This is a genomic window from Streptomyces sp. NPDC002795 (genome assembly GCF_042888725.1).
GTDB lineage: Bacteria > Actinomycetota > Actinomycetes > Streptomycetales > Streptomycetaceae > Streptomyces.
Genome location: NZ_JBIAQB010000001.1, coordinates 892,386 through 918,515 on the forward strand (window position 1 = coordinate 892,386; position 26,130 = coordinate 918,515).

Here is a 26,130-nt window from a genome sequence, read left to right on the forward strand (position 1 = left end):
ACCTGACACCTACTTCCAGTAGATCGCGTGGTACCAGACCTGAGCGAGGGTCCGTACGCACGCGTCGTCGTCCACACCTTGCTCGGCACGGCCGTTGGCCAGCCGGTCGTAGCAGAACTGGTTGAGCATCGCCACCAGCGCGCAAGCGGTGAGGCGCGGGTCCGCGCCCGGGCAGTACCCCTCGCGCTGCGCACGCGCCACCATCTCCGCGATCCCGACGACGGCCCCCTCGCACAGGTCCTCCCAGTACTGTGCGAAGTCCTCGTTCACCATGGCGAGTTGCGAGACCCCCACCATTTCGGCCAGCCGGCCGCGGTAGGTGTCCCAGTGCCCGCGGGCGGACTCCAGAACGCGGTCCTGCGCCGGGACGCCGTGCCGGTAGGCGGGCCGCACGCGGGTCTTGACCTCCTCGACGAAGTCCCGCGCCCAGTACTCCAGGAGGGCTTCCTTGGAGTCGAAGTAGTTGTAGAACGAGGCGGGCGACCTCCCGGCCTCCTGGGTGATGTCGGCGACGGTCATGGTGAGGAATCCCTTGCGCGCGACGAAGCGACGGGCCGCGGCCTCGATCGCCGCGAGTGTCGCCCGTCCCCGCACGGTGGCCCGCGCACCCTGGCCTCCCTTGGGTCCTGCCGCTCCCTTGGGTCCTGCCGGCTGTTCCACCGTCACCCCCGCCTCCGCCCGCGTCACCCGGCCGCTCCCCTCGCCCGGCCCAGCCGCACCACGTCCAGATCGTTGCCGACCACCACCGGCCCGGCGTAGCGGCGAGCGGCCCCCTCGTGCCAGACACGATCGGGCACCATGCCGGGGCGCGCGGGGCCGAGGTGGCTGAGTACGAGTTTGCGGGCCCCCGCGCGGCGGGCGACGTCGCCGGTGTTCACGACGTCGGTGTGCGCGGTCTTGAGGTGCTCGATGAACCCGTCGGACGGATCCCGATCCGCGTAGTAATCGACGCTCACGGCCTCATGCACCAACACATCCGCGTCGTGGGCCAGTTCGACGACATTGTCGTCGTACGCGGTGTCCCCCGAGAACGCGATGACACCGTCCGGTGTCTCGACGCGGTACCCGAAGGCCGGGAACACGAGCCCGTGCGGCACGAGGGTGGCACTCACGCGAATCCGGTCGTCCTCGAACACGGTGAAGGGCCGCATACGCGGCGCCCGGACCTTCAGCGGGTCGGCGCCGGTGCGGGCGACGTCGATCTCGTGCAGCGCCATGATCCGGTCCGGGTGCGCGGGCATCGTGGCCTCCCGCCCCAGCTCGTTGAACTGGTACGCCCACCCGTTGAGCGCGTCGGCGAAGAGGTCCTTCAGTCCGGGCGTGGGGTTCGCCGGGTTCACCAGCGGCGCGGGACGCGGCTTTCCCCACTGCGGCGGCAGCTCCCCCGCCCGCCCGGGGCCGTACACCGGCACCGGTGGCACGAGCTGGTCCCCGTCAGGGCTGATCAGCCCGAGCAGCAGATACTGGAAGAGGTCCGCGGTGTGGTCGGCGTGGTGGTGGGTGACGAAGATTCCCCGAAGCGACTTGAGCGTCAGGCCGGCCCGGACGTACTGACTCACCGACCCCCGCCCGGCGTCGAACAGGTAGTTGCGGTCCCCGACCACGAGAACACTGGACATCCCGAACCGCTCGGCGACCGGCACGGGCCCTCCGGCGGTCCCGAGCAGAATCAGCCGGGTGCCCTCGGCGTCCCCGGCCCCCTCGCCCTCGCTCCGCGTGGCGGCCCGCGCCGTCGCGGCACCGACCACGGGCGCCGTCAGCCCTGCCCCCAGCGCCACGGCCGACCCGAGCAATGCCCGTCTCGATGCCGACGGTTCGCACATCCCCGAACTCCTCTTGACGAGACGCCAGTTCAGTAATCTGAATCTGACGTTATATTCAGAAACAAGACGAGGGCAATACCTGCGGTCGACTCACCGCAACGCGGTCGTCGTCTCCCGCACGACCAGTTGCGTCGCCAGCTCCACGCGATGCGTGTCCGGCTGCTCGCCTCGCGCCTGGCGCAGTACGGCACGCAGGGCCGCGCGGCCCATCTCCTGAAGGGGCTGCGCGACGGAGGTCAGTGCCGGGACGGAGTCCTTGGCGAGGGCCGTGCCGTCGAAGCCGACGAGGCTGAGGTCCTCCGGCACCCGGATGCCGCGCCTGCGGGCCTCGCGCAGGACGCCGACGGCGATCGCGTCGTTGCCCGCGAAGATCGCGGTCGGCGGCCGAGTGAGGGCCAGCAGCGCCGCCAGTCCTTCGATGCCGTGGTCGGTGCGGAAGCGGCCGTGCAGGACGAGGCCGGGGTCGGGGGCGATGCCGCGTGAGGTGAGCGCGGACAGGTAGCCGTGCAGGCGCGCCTGGTTGCACTCGATCGCCTCGGGGCCGCCGAGGTAGGCGACGTGGCGGTGACCGAGGTCCAGGAGGTGTTCGGTGGCGGCCTTGCCTCCCGCCCAGTTGGCGGCTCCCACGCTGACGACGTCGGCGGGCGGCGGGTTGTAGGAGTCGATGACGACGACGGGGATGTGCCGGCGGAGGAAGGCGGCGAGATCCGACTCGTCGTAGGCCGATGTCACGACGATGAGTCCGGCGCGGCCTTCGTTGATGACGCGCTGCGCCTTGCGGCCGAGGCCGCGTTCGGTGGTGCGCTGTCGTCCTGTGGTGCTCACGACGACCTCGACGCCGGTGCTCGCGGCGTGGTCGAGGATGCCGTTGAGCAGCGCCGAGGGGTACGCGGAGTCGATCGCGTCGAAGGCGACCTCGACGACGTCGGGGCCCGAGGGTGTCCGGCGCTGGGACGGCGAGCGGTAACCGGCCTCCTCCAACGCGGCCAGCACCTTCGCACGGGTCTCGTCGGCCACGTCCGCCCGGCCGTTGACGACCTTAGACACCGTGGCCGTGGAGACTCCGGTGCCGCGCGCGATGGCGGCGAGGGTCGGCTTGACCGAGGAGGACGGGAGTGGCACGAGGTCTCCTGAGTCTCGAAATATTTTCGGTGACGGCAGCTTGCGATGTGGTGCGACAAGCGTCAACCCTGGGCGCCAAATCTTTCCGGTGCGCGGCCTCTTGACCGTCTCGGTCGCCACTTCTACGGTTCCCGGGTCTCGAACAATCTTCGAAATATTTCGGTCCCGTCTCTCAGTGCTGAGGAACGGAAAACACATGGACTCTCGCAGATTCAGCAGATGCAGCAGGCTCCGCAGGCTGCGCACCACCCGAACCGCCGCCTCGGCGCTCTGCGCCACCGCCCTCGCCCTCTCCCTCACCGCCTGCGGCTCCGCAGGACCCGGCGCGGGCACCGGCTCCGCCACGATGTGGGGGCTCAACGGCGGTGACCAGGACGTGCTCAAGGGCTCCGTCGACAGCTGGAACAAGGCGCACCCCGGCGAGGACATCAGCCTCGACTTCTTCGCGAACGACGCCTACAAGACCAAGGTCCGCACCGCTGTCGGCGCCGGGAAGGGGCCGACCTTCATCTACGGGTGGGGAAGCGGAGTCCTCAAGTCGTACGTCGACGCAGGACAGGCCGCCGACCTCTCGCCGTACCTCGCCCGCAACCCGGAGGTCCGGGACCGCTATCTGCCCTCGGTCCTTGACAACGGCGTCGTCGACGGGAAGACCTACGCGATCCCGAACGGCCGCGCCCAGCCCATCCTGCTGTACTTCAACCGGGACGTCTTCTCCAGGGCCGGGGCCGAACCGCCGCGCACCTGGTCCCAACTGATGGCACTCGTACCGAGGTTCAAGAAGATGGGCATCGCGCCGTTCGCCCTCGGCGGGCAGTCGAAGTGGCCCGACCTGATGTGGCTCGAGTACCTCGTCGACCGGATCGGCGGCCCGCAGGTCTTCGCGGACATCGCCGCGAACAGGCCGGGCGCATGGTCCCACCCCGCTGTCACCGAGGCCCTCACCAAGATCCAGCAGCTCGTCGACGCGGGCGGCTTCGCCGACAGCTTCACCTCCAGCGCGGCGGACAACGGATCCGACCTGGCCCTCGTCCACACGGGCAAGGCCGCCATGGTCGTCCAGGGCGGCTGGCTGTACCAGAACATGAAGTCGGCGCTCCCGGAGGCGATCGAGGACCGCACCATCGGCTGGACCACCTTCCCCACGGTCGCGGGCGGCAAGGGCAGCCCGGCGAACCTCGTCGGCAATCCGTCCAACTACTGGTCGCTCTCCTCGAAGGCCACCGCCTCCCAGCGCAAGGCCGCGCTCGGGTATCTCAAGAACGGCATGTTCTCCGAGCGCCACACCCAGGAACTCATCGACTCCGGCGCGGTGCCCGTCGTCAAGGGCATCAAAAGGCGGCTCCAGGCCTCGGAGGACAAGGACTTCCTGACGTTCGTCTACGAACTCACCCAGCGGACACGGCACTTCACCTTGTCCTGGGATCAGGCCCTCAGCCCGGCCCAGGCCGACGCGCTCCTGGTCAACCTGGACCAGATCTTCCTCAAGAAGATCGCTCCCCAGCAGTTCGTGACCCATATGAACGCGACGATCGAGGAGTAGCCATGGCCGACACCAGCACTCCCCCGCGGCGCACACACGAGCCCGGCCCCTCGGGGTGGCTGGCGGCCCCGGCCCTCGTGATGTTCCTGGCGTTCGCGCTCGTCCCGCTCTGCATCGTCGTGTTCCTCAGCTTCACCCGCTGGGACGGCCTCGGCCCCATCACCCTTGATGGTCTTGCCAGTTGGAGGCGCGTCGTCGCCGATCCGGCGACCGTCAACGCGCTCTGGGTGACGGCCAAGGTCATGGTCTTCTCGTACCTCGTGCAGACACCCATCAGCCTGCTGCTCGGAGTGTTCACCGCGGGACGCCAGAGGTACCGGGCGCTGCTCGCCGTCCTGTACTTCCTTCCGCTCCTGCTGTCCTCCGCCGCCATCGCGATCGCGTTCAAGGCCCTCCTGGACCCCAGTTTCGGGTTCAGCGCGGGAGTCGGCGTCCCCGCACTCGCCCGGAACTGGCTGGGCGACGCCGACCTCGCCCTGTTCGTCGTCGTCGCCGTCATCGCCTGGCAGTTCATCCCCTTCCACACCCTCATCTACCAGGGCGGCGTGCGCCAGATCCCCGCCTCCCTGTACGAGGCGGCCCAGATCGACGGCGCCGGGCGCGTACGGCAGTTCCTCAACATCACGCTGCCGCAGCTCAAGTACACGATCATCACGTCCTCGACGCTCATGGCCGTGGGTTCGCTCGCGTACTTCGACCTCATCTTCGTGCTGACCGGCGGTGGCCCCGGCGACGCCACCCGCCTGCTGCCGCTGCACATGTACCTGACCGGGTTCCAGGCCAGTGACATGGGTGCGGCCAGCGCGCTGGGTGTCATTCTCGTCGCCGTCGGCCTCGCGGTGGCCCTGCTGCTGCAGCGACTGGGCGGCAGGGACCGTTCGGCCAGCCAAATGGAAGGTGTCTGATGGCCACCACGACACGGGCCCCGGCGCGGACGGCGCCCCCGCGGCAGGCCGTGCAAGCCGCCCCGAGCAAGCGCACACGCCCCAACTTCCTTGCCGGTATCGGCGGTTGGATCTGGCTCGCGGTGACCATCGTGCCCGTCTACTACGTGGTGATCACCAGCCTCAAGAAGCAGGGCGCCTACTTCTCCTCGAACCCGCTGCTGCCGCCCGGCTCACCCACCCTCTCCAACTACGCGCTCGTCCTGGAGAGCGACTTCTTCCGGTACTTCGCCAACAGTCTGATCGTGACGGTGGGAAGTGTCCTGACGACTCTCCTCTTCGCCTTCATGGCGGCGTACGCGATCGTCCGGGGCCGCACCCGGTTCCTCACGCTGACCCACCGCCTGTTCCTGCTCGGCCTCGCGATCCCGCTGCACGCGACGATCATCCCGATCTACTGGATGATCACCAAGGCCCATCTGTACGACACCCTCGCCGCGCTGATCCTCCCGTCCATCGCCTTCGCGATCCCCATCTCCGTCCTCATCCTGTCCACGTTCCTACGGGACGTGCCCCGCGAGCTCTTCGAATCGATGCGCCTGGACGGGTGCGGCGAATGGGCCATGATGTGGCGCCTCGCGCTTCCCCTTGTGCGCCCGGCCGTCGTCACCGTGGGCATCTACGACGCGCTCACCGTGTGGAACGGCTTCCTGTTCCCGCTGATCCTCACGCAGAGCCCGGAGATCCGGGTGCTGCCGCTCTCCCTGTGGACGTTCCAGGGCGAGTTCACCATCAACATCCCCGCCGTCCTCGCCTCCGTCGTCCTCGCGACGCTGCCGCTGCTCGTCGTGTACGTCATCGCGCGCAGGCAGCTCGTCAGCGGCCTCACGGCCGGTTTCGGCAAGTGACCCACGTACCCCTGACCCACGTACCCCGTGTTCCCCTCACCCGGCAAGGAGATCTGTGACCACCGCCAAGAAGGCACTCGTCGTACGCGGCGGCTGGGACGGGCACCAGCCCGTCCAGGCCACCGACCTGTTCATCCCGCACCTCGAAGCGAACGGCTACGAGGTACGTATCGAGGACTCGCCCAAGGTCTACGCCGACGCCGCCTACATGGCCGGTGTCGACCTGGTGATGCAGTGCGTGACGATGTCCACGATCGAGCGGGAGGAGTTCGCCGGGCTGCGCGCGGCCGTCGAGAACGGGACCGGGCTCGCCGGATGGCACGGCGGGATCGCCGACTCCTACCGGAACACCGCGGACTATCTGCACCTCATCGGCGGCCAGTTCGCCTGCCACCCCGGCAAGCACCCCGACGAGCGCAAGGGCGAGCAGGCGGACAACTACGTCCCGTACACGGTGAACATGCTCCCGGCCGCGGCCGAACACCCCATCACCGAGGGCATCGAGGACTTCGACCTCGTGACCGAGCAGTACTGGGTCCTCGCGGACGACTACATCGACGTGCTCGCCACCACCACGCAGAAGGTCCGCGCGTGGGACCCGTGGCACCGGGAGGTCACCTCGCCGGCGATCTGGACGCGGCAGTGGGGCAAGGGCCGCGTCTTCGTGTGCACACCGGGACACCACGTCGAGGACCTGGAGCACCCGAGTGTGCGCACCATCGTCGAGAGGGGCCTGCTGTGGGCAAGCCGTTGAACGTCGGCACGCCGTTGAATGTCGGCATCGTCGGCTGCGGGACGATCGTGGGCCAGTACCTGGCCAGTCTGCGCAGACTAAAGGGCGTCGAGCTGGTCGCCGTGGCCGACCTGGACGCGGACCGGGCGCGCGCGGTCGCGAAGGAGTGGACCACAGACGCACGCGACGTACGCGCGGTCACCGTCGCCGAATTGCTCGCCGCCGAGGACGTGGACCTCGTCCTCAACCTCACCGTCCCCGCCGCGCACGCCGAGATAGCCCTCAAGGCGATCGCTGCCGGGAAGCACGTGTACGGCGAGAAGCCCCTCGCGGCCACCACGGATGAGGCCCGCCAGGTGCTGGAGGCCGCGCAGCAGGCGGATGTGACCGTCGGCTGCGCGCCGGACACCGTCCTCGGCACCGGTATCCAAACCGCGCGCAAGGCCATCGACGACGGACTCATCGGCCGACCCGTCGCGGCGACGGCCACGATGGTGACACCAGGCCATGAACGCTGGCACCCCAACCCGGACTTCTACTACGCGCCGGGCGGCGGCCCGCTCCTCGACATGGGCCCGTACTACATCACGGCCCTGGTCACCCTCCTCGGCCCTGTCACCTCGGTGATCGGGGCGGCGAGCCACCCCCGCCCCGAGCGGGAGATCGGCAGCGGCCCGCGGGCCGGTGAGCGGGTGCCGGTCTCGGTCGACACCCATGTCACGGGCGTCCTCGTCCACGAGTCCGGCGCGCTGTCCACGCTCGTGGTGAGCTTCGACGCGGTCGCGACACACTCCTCGAACATCGAGGTCCACGGGCCACGGGGCTCTCTGGCGGTTCCCGACCCGAACCACTTCGAAGGCGACACACGCCTGTTCCGCCTCGGCGCCGACGTGTGGGAGACCCTCCCGATCTCGGCCGGTTACCTCAACTCCGGGCGCGGATACTGCATCGCCGACCTGGCCACCACGCCCCCGACGCACGAGCCACGCGCGTCGGGCACGCTGGCGTACCACGTCCTTGACATCATGGAGTCCCTGCTCGCTTCGGCGGCCGACGGCGCCTCCGTCACGCTCTCCAGCCGCGCCACGCCTCCGGCGGCGGTGCCGCTCACGGACCTGTCACGTACGGAGGTGGACGCGCCCTAGCGGGAGCCGGTCGGGGTCAGACACGCACGGGCTCCTCGACGACCGGCGGCGCCGGGAGCACGGGCTCCCAGGCGAACGGCGGGTCGGGGAGTTCGCGGCGCAGCACCGAGGCGGCCTCGGACTGGAACAGTTCGAGGGAGGAGCGGTGCTGATTGTCCGTCAGTCCGCTGCCGTCCGCGTGCAGATGCAGCACCGAGTGCCCGAACTGCTGGTGGTAGCGGTGCACCTTGTCGATGATCTGCTGCGGGCTGCCGATGAGGGCCGAGCTGCGTTCGACGAAGTCCTCCACGGTCTCGAAGACCACCGGCAGCCCGGACCGCCGCTGGAACGCCAGCGTCGACTCGAAGATCGGCCGGTACACCTTCACCGCCTCCTGGGAGGTGCGGGCCACGAACAGCCCGGCCGTACCGGCGCCGACGGCGATCTTCGCCGGGTCGTGTCCGTAGTGCTCCCAGCGCTCGCGGTAGTGGCGGATCAGCTCGGCGTACGGCTCGATGGGGTTGGTGACGTTCGCCGAGAACAGCGGGTCGCCGTAGCGGGCCGCGAGGTCCACCGACTCCTTGCTGGTGGCGCTGCCGTGCCAGACCCGGACCGGTCGCTGGTACGGCCGCGGCCACACCTCGGCGTCCGTCAGCGGCGGCCGGAACCGGGTCGCCGCGGTGACCTTGTCCTGCCGCCAGAGCTTGCGGAACACCTCGTAGCTCTCGGCGTTGCGGTCCCACTGGTCCTCGGGCGTGACGTGGAACAGCTCGCGCTGGGCGGTCCCGTTGCCCTTGCCGATGATCAGGTCGAGGCGCCCGTCGGAGAGGTGGTCGAGCGTGGCGTAGTCCTCGTAGGCGCGCACGGGGTCGAGGAGGCTGAGCGTGGTCACCGCGGTGAAGAGGCGGATGTGTCTGGTCAGCGCGGCGATATGGCTGAGCACGACGGTCGGCGAGGAGGAGATGAACGGCCGCTCGTGCCGCTCCCCCACACCGAACCCGTCGAACCCCAACTCCTCGGCGAGCACCGCGTGTTCGAGCACCTCGCGAAACCGGTCGTGGGTCGGCTTCTGGATGCCGGTGACCGGGTCGGGGCGGTGGGTGATCAGGGTGATGGCGAGGAACTTCATGATGTTTCCCTCTCAGTGCTGTGGTGCGGGCCGTGCTGTCGGGGCGCCAGGCGCGTCGACACGCGGAGGCGGCGACGCGCGCCAGATCCACGTACAACCTGCGGTAGAGCGTTGAGGGGGTCACCACCCCATGTGTAGCAGGGAGTTGAGGGGTGGCTCATTGCGGCTGTGTGAAATCTCCGAGCGTCACGTCGCCGAGGCGTCGGTCGGCGCCACCGGGAGAACCGCCGGCGCCTGTGCCGGCTTGGTGTGTCGCTGCCCCATGACGACGCCTGCCGTCACGAGCAGGGCGCCGGTGATGTCCGCGGCGCCCGGTCGGCCGAGGCCGAGGGCCGCGGTGGTGAGGAGCGCGCCGACGGGGACGAGGCCGGCGAAGAGGCCCGCACGGTCGGCTCCGAGGCGGCGCAGTGCGTCGTACCAGAGGAAGAAGGCGGCCGCGGTGACGATGACGCCGAGGTAGACGAAGGCGGTCGCCTGGCCGGGGTCGGGCAGCCGCAGGGCTGCCGTGCCGTCCAGGACGAGACCCGCGGCCAGCAGCATGGGTACGGACAGGGCCGCGGGATAGGCGGCGACCCTCAAGGGTCCGAGCCGGGGCAGGAGCGGCACGGCGAGCAGGGAGAACGCCACCTCGCAGACCAGCGCGCCCAGGGAGAGCAGGAGACCCGGGAGACTGCCCGAGCCGAGACCCGCGGCGACTGCGGCGCCGACCGCGACCACGGTCGCGGCGCCGACGGTTCGGGGCGTGGGGCGGCGGCCTTCCAGCAGCGGCCCGACGAGGGCCAGGACGAGCGGGACGGCGCCGACCACGGTGGCGATCATGGCGGGTCCCGCGTGCCGGGTGGCTTCGACGAGGAAGAGGTTGAACCCGGCCAGGCCGGTGGCGGCCAGCGCCGCCAGAAGCAGGATGTCACGGGGCATCAGGCGGGCCCGCGGCAGGCGCTGGTGGCGTACGACGGCGAGCAGGACCACGGCGGCGAGGGCGTAGCGCAGTGCCTGTCCTGAGTAGATCGGGTAGTCGGCGATGGTGGCGGAGACGGCCGTGGAGGTGCCGACGAGCAGCATCGCCGAGGCCGCACCGGCGGAAGGTGACCTCATGCGGCACGCTCCGGCAGCGGTGTGGTGGCCGGAGCGGCCAGGACCTTGCGGGTGACACGTTCGGCGATGGCGGCGACCACGGTGCGGGGCCGACGGGGTGTCAGGTGTGCGGCCAGTGCGTTGCCGAGGCCGGGGGCGACGTAGCCGCGATCGCGTTCCAGGGCCCGCAGGGCGGCACGTACGACGGGCTCCGGGGTGGTCATGGCCCCCATGACGGCTGCCTCGCGGGTGCCGATGGTGTCGAAGAAGGCCGTCTCAACGGGGCCTGGGCACAAGGTGAGTACGCGGATTCCGCGCCCGCGGTACTCCTGGCGCAGGGCGAGACCGAAGTTGAGCACGAAGGCCTTGGACGCGCCGTACACGGCGAAGTACGGGGAGGGCTGGAAGGCGGCGTTGGACGCGACGTTGACGACCGAGCCGCGGCCGCGCTCCACCATGCCGGGCAGCAGTTCGTGGGTGAGGTCGACGAGCGCGACGACGTTGACCATCAGCTGGTCGTGATCGCGGGCCGGGGACAGTTCCTCGAAGCGCCCGCAGGTGCCGAAGCCGGCGTTGTTGACCAGCAGATCGACGTGCAGGCCACGGGTCGCGAGCTGAGCGGCGACGCGGCGGGCGGCGTCCGGCTCGGCGAGGTCCTGGACCAACACGTGGGCGCGGACGCCGTGTTCGGCGACGAGGCGCTCGGCGAGCGCGTCGAGCCGGTCGCCGGACCGTGCCACCAGGATCACGTCGCGCCCTTGGGCGGCGAGCTGCTCGGCGAACTCCGCGCCGAGGCCCGACGAGGCTCCGGTGATGAGGGCTGTGCTGTGCATGCTTCCTCCAAGTGGCGGTCTGCAACTGAGACTTGAGAGTACCGACACTTCGACAAAACGCAACAGCATTGACGCAGTTAGGCCATGGAGCGCATCTGCGATGTATTGTTTTCCGGGTCAAGTGGTAGATGGGGAGGCGTGATGGGTGAAGCACTGGCACGACCGTTGCGAGCGGACGCGGAGCGCAGTGTGCGGGCGATCCTGGAAGCGGCCGAGCGGACCCTCGCAGAGGATCCCGGGGCGTCCATGGAGCACATCGCCGCGGCCGCGGGGGTGGCCCGGACGACGATCCACCGGCGGTTCGCCAGCCGGCAGGCGCTGATCGAGGCGCTGGCGTCGTCCGCGGCCCGTCAGCTCGCGCAGGCGGTGGAGGACGGCAGGCCCGACACGGCGCCGCCACTGGTGGCGATGCACCGGATCACGGCCAACGTGCTCCAGGTCAAGAGCGCCTGGGCGTTCGCCCTGGAGCTGCCCGCGGATCCCGACAGCGAGGCCGCCGAGCTCCACCAGGGGATCAACAGCCGTTGCCTGGCCGTGCTGCAACGCGCCCAGGCGGAGAAACTCGTCGACGAGGCGGCCGACCTCGACTGGGTACGCCGGGTCTACTACGCACTCATCGGGGAGTCCCTGCACGGCAACGCGGACAGCGCCGACCCGGACGCACTCGCCGCCCGCATCATCGACACCCTGCTGGGCGGCGCGGGCCCGCGCCGCCCTTGAACCCGGGTTGGCGGATAGAGCCGCAGGTCAGCTCTCCCCGCCCTGCCCCGCGCTGCCCATCGGGCCGACCTTGACGGCGGAACCGGTGCCGTCGGTGACGGGGAGGCTGGCGCCGCCCGGCCACTGGAGGGAGAACGACTTCGTCTCGTCGGGCGGGGTGACCACGAGGGAGTTGACCTTGACGCCGGAGCCGCCGGAGTCATTGATCGGGTAAGTGACGCCGAAGGACACCGACTTGCCTCCCTCAAGGGTCATCGGGGTCGACTCCTGACCGCTGCGCTGGGCGGACAAGTCCCCCTCGCTGGTCTTCAGGTCGACGCCCGCGTATCCGGACAGGACGCAGCCCTGGTCGCCACGGTTCTTGAAGGTGACCGCGACCGTGCCCTCGGTGTCACCGTCGATGGTGGCGTCCAGCGCGGTGATGTCCAGGTCGTCGGTGCGGCACTTGTCGGCCTCGGTGCCCGCGTCGGAGCCACTTCCACCGGCCGTGCCCTGCGCCGCCGCGTCGCCGCCCTTGCCGGTGGGGTCCGTCCCGCCGCCCGTGGACGAGGCGGAGGACGCGGAGGACTCCGACGGTGCGCCGCCCTGTGCCATGTCGTCGCCGTTGCAGGCCGTCAACGAGAGGCCCGCGGCGACGGCCACGGCGGCGAAGGTGAGCTTACGAACGCTGCGAGCGCGCATGGATTCTTCCTCGATCTTGGTGGGAGGTGTCAGGTGGGAGGTGGCCGGCCGCTCGGGCCGAGTCGGTACGAGCGGCCGTCTCTGATCACCATGACCCCGCCGACCGGCCGGGCCGTTCCGCCCAAGTGCCCCCTAAGACATGGCTGTTACGTACACGGTTGCGGCGCTGATGCGGCGCACCAGCGTCGGGCCCCCGTTTCCGCTGGTCACAGGGGTGACCGAGCGGTCCCGTCCGCTGGGACAGACCCGTGACCCGGCGGATCTTGACCACGATGACGGTGACGGGGGGCGGTGACGGGGGCGGGGCGCCGGCCCGAACACACCCACGTAACGCGAGGTCACTCGCGACCTGCGGATTCTCTATGATTGACGGCATGGGGAACGAAATTCGGCAGGATGTACTCACCGACCGTGTGTACGAGGGCGTCAAGGCGATGGTCATGGACCATGAGATCGCCCCCGGCGCCCGGGTCAGCATCGAGGGACTGGCCCGTCGGCTGGACGTGTCGGCAACGCCGGTGCGGGAAGCGCTCGCCCGGCTGGAGTCGGAGCGGCTCGTGGTCAAGCGGCCCAACGCCGGATACCGCGCCACCGACCTGCTCGATCCCGACGCCCTACTGGACTTGTTCGAGATGCGGCTGCTGCTCGAACCCCGGGCCGCGTCGCTCGCCGCGGAGAACGCGAGCGACGACGAGTTGCAGCAGCTTCGGTCCATCGTCGAGGAGATGCGCCGTCAGCCCGATCTCGGCGAGAAGTACTCGGACTACCGCCGGTTCGCCGGGCTCGATCAGGAGTTCCACGACGTGCTGGCTCGGGCCGCCGACCGGCCGTTGCTCGCCGACGCGGTGAACCGGCTCCATGCCCATCTGCACATGCTGCGCCTGAACAGTGCGCCCGGCTCGGCCGCCGCGACCACGGTCACCGAGCACGAGCACATCCTGGAAGCCCTCGTGCAGCGCAACCCGGAGAAGGCGGCCGAGGCGATGGCCACACATCTGCGTTCCAGCCGGGTCCGGCACCGGCCTCGGACCACGGCGGCCGGTTCGGCACAGCGCCGGGCCGTGCCGAGCTGACGGGCCGCACGCTCACTCGGGGCGCAGCCGCAGTCCCTGCATACCGCCGTCCACGGCCAGGTCCGTGCCGGTGGTGGCGCCGGAGCGCGGACTCGCCAAGTAGGCGACGGCGTAGGCGACTTCGGCGGCGCTGACCAGGCGGCCGCTGGGCTGTCGGGCGGCCAGTGCGGCGCGCTCGGCCTCGGGGTCGTCCGCGGCCGACAGGAGACGGTTCACCCACGGGGTGTCCGCCGTGCCGGGGTTCACGCAGGTGACTCGGATGCCCTCGCGCAGGTGGTCGGCCGCCATGGCGCGGGTCAGCGCCAGGACCGCGCCCTTGCTCGCCGAGTAGAGGGCGCGCTGAGGCAGCCCGGCGGTCGCCGCGATGGAGCACATGTTGACGATCGCCGCGTGGCCTTCTCCCTCCGCCGCCGCCTTGCGCAGCGCGGGGAGGGCCGCCGCTGTCACGCGGGCGATGCCCACGACGTTGACGTCGAGCACGCGGTGCCACTCGTCGGACGCGTTGCCCTCCACTGTGCCCTGGGCGCCCATCCCGGCGTTGTTGACCAGGACGTTCACTCCCCCGAGGCGGTCGGTCACCGTGTCGATGGCCGTGCGGACGGCGGCGTCGTCCGTCACGTCGCAGCGCACGTGCAGGAACGGCTCGTCCGAATCGGCGAGGTCGAGCACGGCCACCTGGGCGCCTCGGGCGTGCAGTTCGCGCGCGGTGGCCAGGCCGAGTCCGGAGGCCCCGCCGGTCACCACAGCGACGAGGCCCGCGTACTCGGGGGTGTGTGGTGTCATCGGGGCCGTCTTCGTACTCGTCTCGGTCATCGGGTTCCCTCCGCGGTCATGGTCTGGCGCTGCTTTCCGAGGCCTTCGCCCTCCAGCTCGACGACGTCCCCTTCGCTCAGGTAGGGGAAGCGGCCGGACAGGGCGACGCCCTCGGGGGTGCCGGTCAGGATCAGGTCGCCGGGCTCCAGGGTCATGAACTGGCTGAGCCGGTACAGGACTTCGGGCACGGAGAAGATGAGGTCGGCGCTGCTGGAGTCCTGGCGCGGCTCACCGTTGACGCGGCTGCGCAGCCGCACCGCTGCCGGGTCCAGTGCGTCGGTGGTGACCAGCCACGGCCCGACCGGTGTGAAGGTGGGCGCGCACTTGCCCTTGGACCACTGGCCGCCCGAGGTGTGCAGTTGCAGCTCCCGCTCGGAGACGTCGTTGACGAGGACGTACCCGGCGATGTGGGCGGCGGCGTCGGCCGGCGAGTCGAGGTAGCTGGTGCGCCTGCCGATGACGACGCCGAGTTCGACCTCCCAGTCCGTCATGGTGCTGCCGCGCGGGATGGTGACCGGGTCGTCGGGGCCGACCACCGTGTTGGGGTGCTTGAGGAACACGACCGGTTCGGTGGGCGGTTCGGCGCCGGACTCGGCCGCGTGCTTGGCGTAGTTCATGCCGACGCAGACGACCGCGGTGGGCCGGGTGATCGGCGGGCCGTGGCGCAGGCCGGCGGCGTCCGGGAGTTCCGGGAGGGTGGTCAAGTCCAGCGCGTTCAGGCCGTGTTCGAGGAATTCCGGTGTCACGTCCGGAGTCACTTCGCGCAGGTCGAGTACGCGGTCGCCGTCGAGGACGACGGGAATCTCCTGGCCGGGGCGGCCGAGGCGGGCGATACGCATGATGCCTTTCCTGGGGCCTCCTGAAAGCCGCGCTTGCGCGCGTTCAGGAGGACCCTTGCGAGAGTGTGTTCAGCGGTAGGTGCCGGTCGAGGCACGCAGTTCGTCGACGGTGGTCGCGGCGAGGTCGCGGCCCCGTGTCTCGGGCCCGAGCGTCACTGCCACGGCGCCGACGACGCATGAGGCGAGGACGAACAGGGCGACACCCCACGAGCGGTCCCCTGCCGCGGCGACCAGCGCGACGGCGATGAGCGGGGTCAGTCCGCCGGTGACCGCGCCGGCCACCTCCCGGTACAGGGCAAGCCCGGTGAAGCGGGAGCGTGCCGTGAACAGTTCGCTGTAGTAGGCGGCCTGCGGGGCGAACATGCAGCCCACCCCGATGCCCATGCTGACCACTACGGCGAGAGTGACGGCGAGCGAACCGTGCGCGTTGTCGATGATCCAGAAGTACGGGAAGACGAAGACGGCGGAGAAGAGCGTCCCGGCCAGGGCCACCGGCTTGCGGCCGACACGGTCGGTGAGCCAACCGAACAGCGGCAGTGAGACGGCGGTGACCGCCGTGCCGACCGTGACCGCGATCGGCCCGGTCGAGCTGGACAGCTTCAGGGTGTCGGTGAGGTAGGCGGCCAGGAACGTCAGGTTGAGATAGGCGACGACGTTCTGCGCCGTCTGCAGGCCGAAGACGACCAGGCCTGCCTTCCACTCATGGCGTACGACGTCCCGTACCGGCGAGACCTCCTCCGTCTTCGAGTTCTCCTGCGCCGCCTCGAACGCGGGGCTCTCCGTCAGCCGCATCCGGATGACCAGGGCGAGGGCGATCACCAGCACGCTGGCCGCGAACGGGATCCGCCAGCCCCAGGCCAGGAACTGGTCCTCCGGCAGCTGGGTGACCAGCGCGAAGGCGCCCGAGGCCATGAGGATGCCGATGTAGACGCCGACGCTGGGCGCCGCCCCGAACAGTCCGCGCTTTCGCGGCTCGGAGAACTCCGCCGCCAGGACGGCGGCCCCGCCGTACTCGGCGCCGGCGCCCAGTCCCTGGATCGCGCGCAGGACGACCAGCAGGATCGGGGCGAGCACGCCCACCTGCTCGTACGTCGGGACGAGCGCCATGCCGACGGTGGAGAAGCCCATGACCAGCAGCGTGAGAACCAGGACGCGTTTACGGCCGAACAGGTCGCCGAGTCGGCCGAAGATGATGCCGCCGAGGGGCCGCACGAAGTAGCCGACGGCCAGTGTGCCGAACGAGGCGAGGAGTGCGGCCGTCGTGTCGAACGACGGAAAAATGATCTTGTTGAAGACGAGGGCCGCGGCGGTGCCGTAGAGATAGAAGTCGTACCACTCGAGGGCCGAGCCCACGAGCGAGGCCAGCAGCACTCTGCGGCGCTGCACGGCGGCCGTGGGGTCGGGTCTGACCGTGGTCAGGGTGGACATCGTCGTCCTCCTGGTGCGGGAGCGGACAGCGGGACGGTGCGGGATGCTCGGTCGGGAGACGCGGGTCAGGCGACGCGGCGGTCGTCGATCGCGTCGCGGTCCCAGGCGATGCCGAGTCCGGGCTCGGTGGGGGCGTGGGCGAGGCCGTCGGCGATGTGCACCTGACGGCTTGTCACCGCGCGGAGCTGGGGGATGTACTCGACGTAGCGGGCGTTGGGCACGGCGGCGGTGAGGCTGACGTGGATCTCCATCAGGAAGTGCGGGCAGACCTCGACGTTGAACGCCTCGGCGAGGTGTGCCACCTTCAGCCACGGCGTGATGCCGCCGATCCGCGACACATCGGGCTGCACGATGCCGGCGGCGCCGCGCTGCAGGTACTCGCGGAAGTGGCCGAGCGAGTACATGGACTCCCCCACCGCCACCGGGATGGACGTCGAGGCCGCGAGCCGCTCGTGACCGGCAACGTCCTCGGCGGGCAGCGGCTCCTCCAACCAGCCGATGTCGTACGGCTCCAGGAGCGCGGCGCGGCGTACGGCCTCGGCGGCGGTGAAGGCCTGGTTGGCGTCGACCATGATGTCCATGCCGGGCCCGACGGCCTCGCGCACGGCGCGTATGCGGGCCGCGTCCTCCCCCGGACTCGGCTTGCCCACCTTGATCTTCACGCCGGAGAATCCCTGGTCACGCGCGTCCAGGGCGCCCGCGACCAACTCGCCCTCGTCCAGCTGGAGCCAGCCGCGCTCGGTGTCGTACACCGGCACCGCGGGCCGGGCACCGCCGGCCACCCGCCACAGCGGCTCGCCCGCCCGCAGGCAGCGCAGGTCCCACAGGGCGAGGTCGACGGCGGCCAGGCCGAGGGCGGTGATCGCGCCGACCATGGTGGCGCGCGTGCTGTTGTACATCGTCCGCCAGGCGCCCTCGATCTCACGGGAGTCGTGGCCGGCCAGCGCGGGCAGCAGATGGTCCCGCAGCATGGCGAGCACCGCGCGACCGCCGGTGCCGATCGTGTACGCGTATCCGGTGCCGGTCAGCCCGTCGTCCGTCGACACCTCGACGAAGAGGGTCTCCTGCTTGAGGAAGGCCTGCGTCGCATCCGTGCGCACGGTCTCCACCTCGATGTCCACGAGGTAGGCCTCCGCCTTGATCACTTTCGCCACTACTGCTCTCCAGCCTTGTACGTACGGTCAGTTGAAGTCGGTGCGCCACGGTCCTGCGCGGAGTCGTCCGGTTACCGCGCCGCCTCGTCCAGCGCGGCGACGAGCGCCAGCACCGCCGTGCACAGCGGGACACTCGTCCCGTGCGTCCGCGCCCGGCGCACGACGGCCCCGAGCAGCCCGTCGTGCTCCATCGGGCGCCCGGCCAGACGGTCGGCGAGCATCGAGGAACCGGCCCCGGACGGGCGGGCGTCGATCCACGCGAGCACGTCGTCGACGGCGCCGTCGGGCAGCCGGGCCCCTTCGGCCCGGCCGACCGCGGCCACTTCGCCGAGCATGGCGGCCGCCACGTTCCGCACGGACGGGTCGCGGAACACCTCGACGCGGCGGGAGGTGAGGGCGGTGACCGGGTTGGCGACGGCGTTGACCATGAGCTTGTGCCAGGCCGCGGTGGTGAAGTCGGCGGCCACCCGCACGCCGAGCCCGGTCCGTTCGAGCAGCGGGCGCGCCCTGCACCCCGGCGCGTCGTCGCCTGCGACGAGTCCCGTCCCGTCCTGCCGGATCGCCACCCCTGCCCTGCCCTGCCGCTCGGCGTTGAAGTGGACGAGAACGGGGGCCACTTGGTCCGCCGTGGCGTGCGGCGCCACCCGCTCGCGGTGCTCCACACCGTTCTGTGCGACGACGACCATGGTGTCGGGGCCGACGAGCCGTTCCAGCCAGGCGCGCGCCGCGTCGCTCTGGTGCAGCTTCGTCGCCACGACGACCCACCGGAACGGGCCCAGGTGTGCCGGGTCGTCCTGCCAGTCGACCGCGACGGTCCGGGTGCCTTGATGGTCGGTCAGTTCGATGTGCCGGAGGGGCTCCGCGCCGGGGCGTCCGCACAGGGTGACCGGATGCCCCTCGATGGCCAGTCGTGCCGCCAGCGCCAGGCCGACGGCGCCGGGGCCGACGACCGCGACGGGCTCCGATCCGGCCTCCGCATACATGTTGACTCCCACGACCGCTCGTTTCCTATAGGAATCATTCGCGATTGCTAGAATGCTATAGACCTTGCGGGAAGACAACCCTTGCCCGGCACAAAGCCGGGGCAGGACTTCGGACTGCGGGGACCGCCGTACCGGCGGGGCAGAGGCCGGTTCAGAGCAGGCCGTACCGCTCCCACACCTCACCGAGGCGGGCACCGGCACGGAGTTCGGCGAGGACAGTGGACTCGCCGGCTGCGCGGGAGTCGGCGGCCGCGGCGGCCTGATGGGCGACGGCGCCCGGCGCCGCCACGACACCGTCGCCGTCGGCGACGACGAGGTCGCCGGGGGCGATGGTGACACCGCCGCACTCGACGCTCACCTGGGCGGCATCGACGCGCATACGGCCGCGGTAGTCGATGGGACGGGCACCTGCGGCGAACACCGGGAAGCCAAGGGCGGCGATGGCGGCGGTGTCGCGCGCCGGGCCGTCGAGCACCGCTCCGGCCGCGCCCCGCCCGAGCGCTGCCGCCGAGAACAGCTCGCCCCAGTACGCGCTGCGGTCGCAGCCGCCGGTGGCGATCACGACGACCTCGCCGGCCTCGACGGTGTCCATGAAGTCGATGAAGTCGCGATAGGGATCGGCACTGTCGACCTCGGTCGGTACGAAGCGCAGGGTGCGGGCCACCCCCGCGGCGCGCAGTCCGGTCGCGACGGGCCGGATCGTGCCGCTCAGGACCTGGTGACGGTGGCCCAAGGCGTCGAGGGAGTCGGCGAGTTGGGCCGCGGTCACATCGGGGCGGACCGAAGCGGGTGCAGGGTGTTCTGTGGGTGTGGCGGTCTCAGTCATACGGCGGCCTCCCGGACGCGGTGGACGGAACGCCTGGACGCTAAGTGGTCCGCGAGCACCCGGTCAAGCAATTGGCCCGGCCAAATCCGAGGAGGGGCCCTCCTCAGTACCCACATCGACCGGCCCCCCGACAGCCGCCGCACCCTGTGCGGTCTCGCTGCGCAAGAAGCGCTCGACCTGCGCCACATGGGCGGCCGCGGACGCCGCCGCCCGCGTCGGGTCACCGTCGGCCAACGCGTCGTAGATCGCCTCGTGTTCGGCCTGCGCCCGGTCGTAGACCCCTGTATCCATGTACCCACGCCAGACACGGCCGCGCAGGGTGCGGTCGCCCAGCGCGTTGATCAAAGCGGCGAGTACCGGGTTGCCGGAGGCCCCCGCGATGACCGAGTGAAAGTGCAGGTCGGCCTGGGTGACGGCGGCGACACTGCCGTCACCGCGCTGCGGATCGTGCCGCATCCGCTCCAGGCAGGAACGCAGTTCGGCCAGCTCGGACTCCCCGATGCGGGCGGCCGCGCTCGCGGCGGCCTCCGCCTCCAGAACGCGGCGCACGGCGAGAATGTCGGCCAGCCCTGCCTGCCCGGAGAACTCCACGAGCAGGGACATCGAGTCCAGCATCGCCTTGGGCGCGAGGCTGGTCACGTACGTGCCCGAGCCCCGCCGGGACTCGACGACCCCGGTGAGGGAGAGCGCCCGCACGGCCTCGCGGATCGTGTTGCGCGAGACGGAGAAGCGGCCGGCCAGCTCGCGTTCGGTGGGCAGCCGGCTGCCCGGCTCGTATCCCTCCGAAGAGATCATGGCCTTGATCCGGGCGATGACGTCGTCGATGACGGGGGTGCTCGATTCCATCGCCACAGCGTACTGGTGCCCCCGGTGGCCCGGCTCACCCAATCCATGAATTGGCCCTGCCAATTGCTTGACGGGTGTCGCCGCGCGCTCCTACGTTCATCCGGCAGCGCCACCCCGCGCTTCTCACACCTCTACTTCGGGAGCCCCTGTGAAGATCGCTTCTGTACGTCCCGTCCTGCTCGGTTACGACACCGCGGGCGACCCGCCCCTGGAGTGGGTGGGCGGGCGCTTCGCCAGCTGGGACGCCGCGCTCGTCGAGGTCCGCCTGGAGTCGGGGGCCACCGGTCTCGGCGAGGTCGCCCAGGGCACCATGGCCGCCGAGGCCGTGGCCGGTCTGCTCGACGCGTTCCGCCGCTACCTCCCCTCCCACGACCTGCCGGCCGTGGAGCTGGGCGACTACCTGCGCGACCGCACCCGTTTCTGGGCGCGCGGCGGCATCAGCTCGGGTGTCATCGCGGCCATCGAGATCGCCTGCCTGGACGCCGAGTCCAAGGAGGCCGGCATCCCGCTGTGGCAGCATCTGCGCGGCAGCGCCGAGGGTGTTCCCGAGCGCGTCGAGGTGTACGCCAGCGGCGGCCTCGGCACCACCCCTGCGCAGGTCGCGCAGTGGAACGCCGAGATGGAGGCGGCCGGTCACCGCACCGTCAAGTTCCGTGCCATGCGCGACGCGGACACCACCATCGACCTGATGCGCGAGATCGTGCCGAAGCTCGCCCCGACCACCCGCTTCTGCCTCGACGCCGTGCAGGGCTGCGCGAGCACCCCCTGGTCTCTCGAGGACGCCGTCCGCGTGGGCCACGAGGCCGCTGCGCTCGGTGCCCGCTGGTACGAGGAGCCGTGCGCGGCGGAGGACCACGCCGGGTACGCGGCCGTCCGCGAGGCCGTGGACACCGACGTGACCGGCGTGGAGAGCCACAGTGTCCTGGAGGACTTCCTCCACCTCATCGACGTCGGGGGCGTGGACATCGCCCAGCCCGACCTGAGCATGGTCGGCGGCTGGGTCCAGTTCCGCCGGGTCGCCGAGCACGCCGCGGCGCACGGCGTCGGCTGCGTCCCGCATGTGTGGGGCAGCGGCGTCCAGTTGATGACCAGCTTGCATGCGGCGATCGCCGCCGGGCTGCCGCTGGTGGAGGTGTGCACCCTGCTCAACCCGATGCGCGACGCCACGATGGCCGAACCGCTGAAGGTGGTCGACGGACACGTCACCGTGCCCACCGGGCCCGGCTCGGGCGGCATCCTGCCCGAAGGCGGCGAGGAACAGTTCCCGTACCGGCCCGGTGCCGGCATGGTCATCCGCTGAGCAGGCCAACCCTCTAGATTCGGAGACCGGCAGATGACCGTGCAGAACACGTCCGCGCCCGCCGGCAGGCCGACCCGCCGCCCGGGCCGGACCCGGGTGCGCTGGCAGATCGCCGCCATGGCCTGTGCCGGCGTGGCCGTCAGCAACATCGACCGATCCGTCATCAGCGTCGCCCTGCCGCACATGTCCGACGACATGCACATCAGCCCCTCCGTGCAGGGGCTCGTGCTCGGCTGGTTCTTCCTCATGTACGCGGTGTGCCTGCTGCCGGCCGGCGCGGTCGTCGGCCGGTTCGGCGCCCGCATCGCGTTCGGTATCGGCGGGCTGATCTGGGGAGCCGCGACTCTGGCCACCGCGGCGGTGCAGGGTGTGGGTGTGCTCCTCGGGCTGCGGGTGGCGCTGGGTGTCGGCGAGTCGTCGCAGTACCCCTCGTGCGTCGCCGCGGTCGGCAAGTGGTTCCCCCGCTCCGAGCGGGGCACCGCCTCGGCGATCTGGGACACCGGCGCCCGGATCGGCGGCGTGCTGACACTGCCGCTGGTCACCACCGTGATCGGGTTCGCCGGATGGCGTGCGGCGTTCCTGCTGGCGGGCGGGATCGGTGTGCTGTGGGCGATCGGCTGGCTGGTCACCTACCGCGATCCGGACGCCCATCCGCGCGTCGGGGCCGCGGAGTTGGCACACATCAAGGCCGGGCAGCAGCCCGATCCGGCGGGCGCTGACACCCTCCGCTGGCGCGAGCTGTTCCGCTACCGCGCCACCTGGGGCCTGATGGCAGGCTTCTTCTGCTTCAACTACATCGCGTACTTCTTCGTCACCTGGTTCCCCAGCTACCTCGTCGACGAACGCGGCTTCGACCTCCTCCAGTTGGGCCTGATGGGCATGATCCCGGGGGCGGTGGCCATCTGCGCGGAACTGCTCAGCGGCGTGCTCCAGGACCGCCTCACCGCACGCGGCCTGAGCACCACCATGGTCCGCAAGACACCACTGGTGGTCGGCATGCTCGGGGCGAGCGTGATCGCCGCGGCGGTCCTGGTGCCCAGCGCCGCCGCGGCCCTGGCGCTCCTCTCCGTCAGCTACGGCCTGCTGATGCTCGGCGCGGCCTCACTCGGAGCCCTGCCCGCCGACATCGGCCCGAGCACCCGCCACGCCGCCGCCCTGGGAGGCATCCAGAACTGCGCGGGCAACGTGGCCGGCTTCCTCGGCCCCGTCGTCACCGGCTGGCTCCTGGAGACCTCGGGCTCGTTCACCTTGCCCCTGCTGGTGACCGGCGTGGTCTCGCTGGCCGGAGCGGCCGCGTATCTCTTCCTGCTGCCACGGGTGCGGCCGCTGGACGTCGACCGAAGCTGATCAACGCCGCGCCCGGTCGGCGCAGCACGCTTCCCCCCTCGGACCGTCAGCCGCTCGACGCCACCACATTGCGAGTCATGGCCCGGGCGCTGCCGAGGTAGCGGGCGGGGTCGCAGAGTTCCTCGATGCGGGGGGCCCCGAGGTGGCCGACGAGGTCGTCGTTGGCGAGGAGTTGGGACTGGAGCGTGGTGCCCTGCTCGATGGCGGTGCGGCAAGCCTCGTAGACGACCTCGTGCGCCTGGTTGCGGCCCAGGACCGGGGCGACGTCCATCATGACCGCTTCGGCGACGATGAGTCCGCCGGTCAAGTGGGTGTTCTGGAGCATCTTGTCGGCCTTGACCTCAAGGCCGGAGAGCATGAAGTGCGCCTGGTGGAGGGAGCTCGCCACCAGCAGGAAGGCCTCGGGGACCGTGGCCCACTCCAGGTGCCAGGGGCCCGTGGCGCGTTCGAAGTCCTGCATCATCGCGTCCAGCATGGTCGAGGACTTGTCCCGCAGCAGCTTGGCCGCGGCGAACATCAGCTCGCTGGAGATGGGGTTGCGCTTCTGCGGCATGGTCGAGCTGGCCCCGCGGCCGGGCACGAACGGCTCGGCGAGCTCCCCGAACTCCGAGGAGCACATCATCATGACGTCCCATGCGATCTTGCCGAGGGTGCCGCCGACCGCCGCGAACAGGGAGACGAGTTCGACGAGACCGTCGCGAGCCACGTGCCAGGTGATGGACGGGTCCTTGAGGCCGAGCTCGGCCGCGAGAGCAGCACGGACCTGGAGCCCCTCGGGCCCTTCCCCCAGAGAGGCGAGCGTGCCGGCCGCACCGCCGAACTGCACCATCAGAGCGCGCTCACGGGCCTGATCGAGCCGCTCGGCGTGCCGGTCGAGGGCGGAGAGCCACACCGCGCAGCGGAAACCGAAGGTGACAGGTAGGGCGTGCTGGAGGTGGGTACGGCCTGCCGTGACCGTGTCCTCGTGCTCGGCGGCGAGCTCCCGAAGGGCGGTGCGTACGCTGTCGAGTTGCTCCTGGAGGAGGGAGACACCCGCCTTGCACTGGAGCATCACGGCGGTGTCCATGATGTCCTGCGTGGTGGCGCCCCAGTGCAGGTAGCGTCCGGCGTCGCCGCACTGGTCACCGACCTGCTTGACGACCGGCAGCACGGGGTAGCCGACGATCTCCGTCTCGGTGCGCAGCCGTTCCAGGTCCAGGTCCTCGAAGTTGGCCTTGCGGGTGATGTCCTGTGCGGCGGCGTCGGGGATGACTCCGACCTTGGCCTGGGCTCGGGCCAGCGCGGTCTCGGTGTCGATGATCCGCTGCACGTAGGCGGTGTCCGCGAACACCGCGCGCATGGCGGGGGTACCGAACATGTCACGGAAGAGCAGGGAGTCGTAGACGGTGGAGCTCATGGTGGTTCTCACTTCTTCGTGCTGCTGGTCAGGGCGGGCGACGGAACCGCGGGGCCTTCGGATTCGGCGGGGCGGTCGTCGAGTTCGGGTTCGGTGCGGGCGAGGAACGCCTTGGGGTCGGCCAGTGCGGCGTTGACCTTGTCGGTGTCCATCTCCTTGCACCACTTGGCGACGACGAAGGTGGCGACGACGTTGCCGAAGGTGTTGCAGAAGGCCGTGGCCATGGACATCAGCCGGTAGACACCGAAGAGGACGGCCACACCCTCGACGGGCAGATAGCCGGTGGCCGCGACGGTGGAGGCGAACACCACGAAGGTGCCGCCGGACACGGTGGCCGCGCCCTTGGAGGTGAGCAGCATGATCAGCATGAGTCCGGCCTGCTGGCCGATGCCCATGTCGATGCCGTACGCGTTGGCGACGAACATGCTGCAGATGGCCATGTAGATCGAGGTGCCGTCGAGATTGAACGCGTAGCCGGTGGGCACGACGAGTCCGACGCTCTGCTTGGAGCAGCCGATCCGGGTGAGCTTCTTCAGCAGGCCCGGCAGGGCGGCCTCGGAGGACGCGGTGCCCAGGACGAGCGTCATCTCGACGCGGACGTACTGCAGGATGCGCACGATGTTGAAGCCGGCGAGGAGGCAGACGAGGCCCAGCACGCCGCCGATGAAGAGCGCGACAACCACCCAGTACTGCAGGACCAGTTCGGCCAGGGCGAGGAGCATGCCGGTGCCGTTGGCGCCCACCGAGTAGGCGATGGCGCCGAACGCGCCGATGGGCGCCAGCTTCATGATGACGTTGACGAACGCGAAGAACGTCTCCGAGATGACCTCGAGACCCTTGTTCACCTGAGCTTGCATGTGCGGCTTGAGCATCATCAGGCCGGCGCCGAACAGGACGGCCAGGACGACGACTTGGAGGAGCTGACCCGAGGAGAACGCGCCGATGAAGTTGTCGGGGACGATGTCCTTCAGGAACGCGGTGAAGCCGTGCTCGCTCTCGCCCGAGGGCACGTCCGCGGCGGCGCCGGTCGCGTCCGTACGTGCCCCCATGCCCACGCTCAATACGTTCGCGGCGACGAGCCCGATCAGGAGTGCGATCGTCGAGACGACCTCGAAGTAGATCAGAGCCAGCAGGCCGATGCGGCTGGCCTTCTTCAGGTCTCCCGCCGAGGCGATTCCCATCACCACGGTCAGGAAGACCAGAGGAGCCACACCCGCCTTGACCAGGGAGAGGAAGAGATCCCCCACGATCTTCAGGTCGACGGCGAAGTCCGGGAACGCGAACCCGACGACCACGCCCAGCACCATGGCGACGGCGACCTGCGCCCCGATCCCTCGGTACCAGCGCTTCCGTCGTGGCGTCGCGGGTGGGGGCTCGGCTGCGAGCAGGTCTTCGGTGGACCTCATGCGCATACATCCTTGTCTAGACATGAGCTGTGTCTAGACAAGAAATCTCACGGGCGCACACCTGTCAAGGGATGCCCGTGGTCAACTACCGAATGGAGCGTTGGAATCGCGCTCGGTGAGCAGCATTGGCCCCGGCGCGCCATGG

At 70.4% G+C, this 26,130-nt stretch carries 25 protein-coding genes; 9 read left to right on the forward strand and 16 right to left on the reverse strand.

Features of this window, described 5'->3' with window-relative positions; translation table 11 throughout:
• Nucleotides 1-9 precede the first annotated feature (9 nt).
• The 3 genes from ACFYWS_RS03895 to ACFYWS_RS03905 form a co-directional block, all read right to left on the reverse strand.
• Complete coding sequence (locus ACFYWS_RS03895; RefSeq protein WP_389269181.1) at nt 10-666, reverse strand: TetR/AcrR family transcriptional regulator; 657 nt, start codon at nt 664-666, stop codon at nt 10-12.
• Nucleotides 667-683: 17 nt separating this feature from the next.
• On the reverse strand, nt 684-1,823 hold the full coding sequence (locus tag ACFYWS_RS03900) for an MBL fold metallo-hydrolase (RefSeq protein WP_389269183.1): 1,140 nt from the start codon (nt 1,821-1,823) through the stop codon (nt 684-686).
• 90 nt (nt 1,824-1,913) lie between these two features.
• Nucleotides 1,914-2,945 carry a LacI family DNA-binding transcriptional regulator gene (locus ACFYWS_RS03905; protein WP_389269185.1) on the reverse strand — a complete coding sequence of 344 codons (1,032 nt, stop codon included), beginning with the start codon at nt 2,943-2,945 and terminating at the stop codon, nt 1,914-1,916.
• A gap of 196 nt (nt 2,946-3,141) precedes the next feature.
• Between ACFYWS_RS03905 and ACFYWS_RS03910 the strand changes: the two genes are divergently transcribed.
• From ACFYWS_RS03910 to ACFYWS_RS03930, 5 genes are read left to right on the forward strand one after another with little or no spacing between them, the layout of a single operon-like run.
• The gene (locus ACFYWS_RS03910) at nt 3,142-4,488 is read left to right on the forward strand and encodes an ABC transporter substrate-binding protein (RefSeq protein ID WP_389269187.1); all 1,347 of its coding nucleotides are present in this window, start codon (nt 3,142-3,144) and stop codon (nt 4,486-4,488) included.
• Between the two features lie 2 nt (nt 4,489-4,490).
• Nucleotides 4,491-5,393, forward strand: coding sequence for a carbohydrate ABC transporter permease (locus ACFYWS_RS03915; RefSeq protein ID WP_389269189.1), 903 nt, complete (start codon nt 4,491-4,493; stop codon nt 5,391-5,393).
• Nucleotides 5,393-6,280 carry a carbohydrate ABC transporter permease gene (locus tag ACFYWS_RS03920; protein WP_389269191.1) on the forward strand — a complete coding sequence of 296 codons (888 nt, stop codon included), beginning with the start codon at nt 5,393-5,395 and terminating at the stop codon, nt 6,278-6,280. Before ACFYWS_RS03915 ends, ACFYWS_RS03920 begins: the two co-directional genes overlap by 1 nt.
• Before the next feature lie 55 nt (nt 6,281-6,335).
• Nucleotides 6,336-7,034 carry a ThuA domain-containing protein gene (locus ACFYWS_RS03925; protein ID WP_389269193.1) on the forward strand — a complete coding sequence of 233 codons (699 nt, stop codon included), beginning with the start codon at nt 6,336-6,338 and terminating at the stop codon, nt 7,032-7,034.
• Nucleotides 7,019-8,158 carry a Gfo/Idh/MocA family protein gene (locus ACFYWS_RS03930; RefSeq protein ID WP_389269195.1) on the forward strand — a complete coding sequence of 380 codons (1,140 nt, stop codon included), beginning with the start codon at nt 7,019-7,021 and terminating at the stop codon, nt 8,156-8,158. The genes ACFYWS_RS03925 and ACFYWS_RS03930 overlap by 16 nt, the downstream gene beginning before the upstream one ends.
• 16 nt (nt 8,159-8,174) lie before the next feature.
• Here the strand turns inward: ACFYWS_RS03930 and ACFYWS_RS03935 are convergent, their stop codons facing one another.
• From ACFYWS_RS03935 to ACFYWS_RS03945, 3 genes are all read right to left on the reverse strand, one after another.
• On the reverse strand, nt 8,175-9,266 hold the full coding sequence (locus ACFYWS_RS03935) for an LLM class flavin-dependent oxidoreductase (RefSeq protein WP_389269197.1): 1,092 nt from the start codon (nt 9,264-9,266) through the stop codon (nt 8,175-8,177).
• 186 nt (nt 9,267-9,452) lie between these two features.
• Nucleotides 9,453-10,361 (reverse strand): DMT family transporter, encoded by a 909-nt coding sequence (locus ACFYWS_RS03940; protein ID WP_389269199.1) that lies wholly within the window; start codon nt 10,359-10,361, stop codon nt 9,453-9,455.
• Nucleotides 10,358-11,173, reverse strand: coding sequence for an SDR family NAD(P)-dependent oxidoreductase (locus ACFYWS_RS03945; protein WP_389269201.1), 816 nt, complete (start codon nt 11,171-11,173; stop codon nt 10,358-10,360). Before ACFYWS_RS03945 ends, ACFYWS_RS03940 begins: the two co-directional genes overlap by 4 nt.
• Before the next feature lie 141 nt (nt 11,174-11,314).
• Between ACFYWS_RS03945 and ACFYWS_RS03950 the strand changes: the two genes are divergently transcribed.
• Complete coding sequence (locus tag ACFYWS_RS03950) at nt 11,315-11,893, forward strand: TetR/AcrR family transcriptional regulator (RefSeq protein ID WP_389269203.1); 579 nt, start codon at nt 11,315-11,317, stop codon at nt 11,891-11,893.
• A 27-nt stretch (nt 11,894-11,920) separates the two neighbouring features.
• On the opposite strand, the gene ACFYWS_RS03955 is transcribed toward ACFYWS_RS03950, so the two are convergent.
• Entirely contained in the window at nt 11,921-12,574 is a 654-nt protein-coding gene (locus ACFYWS_RS03955; RefSeq protein ID WP_389269205.1) for a DUF4232 domain-containing protein, read from the reverse strand.
• 374 nt (nt 12,575-12,948) lie between these two features.
• Here ACFYWS_RS03955 and ACFYWS_RS03960 point away from each other — a divergent pair, with 374 nt between their 5' ends.
• Nucleotides 12,949-13,647 carry a GntR family transcriptional regulator gene (locus ACFYWS_RS03960; protein ID WP_389269207.1) on the forward strand — a complete coding sequence of 233 codons (699 nt, stop codon included), beginning with the start codon at nt 12,949-12,951 and terminating at the stop codon, nt 13,645-13,647.
• Between the two features lie 12 nt (nt 13,648-13,659).
• Here ACFYWS_RS03960 and ACFYWS_RS03965 read toward each other — a convergent pair whose 3' ends face one another.
• The 7 genes from ACFYWS_RS03965 to ACFYWS_RS03995 all read right to left on the reverse strand — a co-directional run bounded on the left by ACFYWS_RS03965 (nt 13,660) and on the right by ACFYWS_RS03995 (nt 20,536).
• Complete coding sequence (locus tag ACFYWS_RS03965; RefSeq protein ID WP_389269209.1) at nt 13,660-14,460, reverse strand: SDR family NAD(P)-dependent oxidoreductase; 801 nt, start codon at nt 14,458-14,460, stop codon at nt 13,660-13,662.
• A complete protein-coding gene (locus ACFYWS_RS03970; protein WP_389269211.1) occupies nt 14,457-15,299 on the reverse strand; it encodes a fumarylacetoacetate hydrolase family protein in 843 nt (280 codons plus the stop codon). The genes ACFYWS_RS03965 and ACFYWS_RS03970 overlap by 4 nt, the downstream gene beginning before the upstream one ends.
• 69 nt (nt 15,300-15,368) lie before the next feature.
• Nucleotides 15,369-16,727, reverse strand: coding sequence for an MFS transporter (locus tag ACFYWS_RS03975; RefSeq protein WP_389269213.1), 1,359 nt, complete (start codon nt 16,725-16,727; stop codon nt 15,369-15,371).
• Nucleotides 16,728-16,792: 65 nt separating this feature from the next.
• Entirely contained in the window at nt 16,793-17,881 is a 1,089-nt protein-coding gene (locus ACFYWS_RS03980; RefSeq protein ID WP_389269215.1) for a mandelate racemase/muconate lactonizing enzyme family protein, read from the reverse strand.
• Nucleotides 17,882-17,952: 71 nt separating this feature from the next.
• Nucleotides 17,953-18,876 (reverse strand): 2-dehydropantoate 2-reductase, encoded by a 924-nt coding sequence (locus ACFYWS_RS03985; protein ID WP_389269217.1) that lies wholly within the window; start codon nt 18,874-18,876, stop codon nt 17,953-17,955.
• A 139-nt stretch (nt 18,877-19,015) separates the two neighbouring features.
• The gene (locus tag ACFYWS_RS03990) at nt 19,016-19,690 is read right to left on the reverse strand and encodes an RraA family protein (RefSeq protein ID WP_389269219.1); all 675 of its coding nucleotides are present in this window, start codon (nt 19,688-19,690) and stop codon (nt 19,016-19,018) included.
• Between the two features lie 63 nt (nt 19,691-19,753).
• The gene (locus ACFYWS_RS03995) at nt 19,754-20,536 is read right to left on the reverse strand and encodes a FadR/GntR family transcriptional regulator (protein WP_389269221.1); all 783 of its coding nucleotides are present in this window, start codon (nt 20,534-20,536) and stop codon (nt 19,754-19,756) included.
• 148 nt (nt 20,537-20,684) lie between these two features.
• Between ACFYWS_RS03995 and ACFYWS_RS04000 the strand changes: the two genes are divergently transcribed.
• Together ACFYWS_RS04000 and ACFYWS_RS04005 are read left to right on the forward strand one after the other, a co-directional pair.
• Entirely contained in the window at nt 20,685-21,836 is a 1,152-nt protein-coding gene (locus ACFYWS_RS04000; RefSeq protein WP_389269223.1) for a mandelate racemase/muconate lactonizing enzyme family protein, read from the forward strand.
• Between the two features lie 33 nt (nt 21,837-21,869).
• Complete coding sequence (locus tag ACFYWS_RS04005; protein WP_389269225.1) at nt 21,870-23,183, forward strand: MFS transporter; 1,314 nt, start codon at nt 21,870-21,872, stop codon at nt 23,181-23,183.
• A gap of 46 nt (nt 23,184-23,229) precedes the next feature.
• On the opposite strand, the gene ACFYWS_RS04010 is transcribed toward ACFYWS_RS04005, so the two are convergent.
• Both ACFYWS_RS04010 and ACFYWS_RS04015 read right to left on the reverse strand, forming a co-directional pair.
• Nucleotides 23,230-24,579, reverse strand: a complete 1,350-nt coding sequence (locus tag ACFYWS_RS04010) for an adenylosuccinate lyase family protein (RefSeq protein WP_389269227.1) — start codon at nt 24,577-24,579, stop codon at nt 23,230-23,232.
• An 8-nt stretch (nt 24,580-24,587) separates the two neighbouring features.
• Complete coding sequence (locus ACFYWS_RS04015) at nt 24,588-25,985, reverse strand: cation:dicarboxylate symporter family transporter (protein ID WP_389269229.1); 1,398 nt, start codon at nt 25,983-25,985, stop codon at nt 24,588-24,590.
• Nucleotides 25,986-26,130 lie beyond the last annotated feature (145 nt).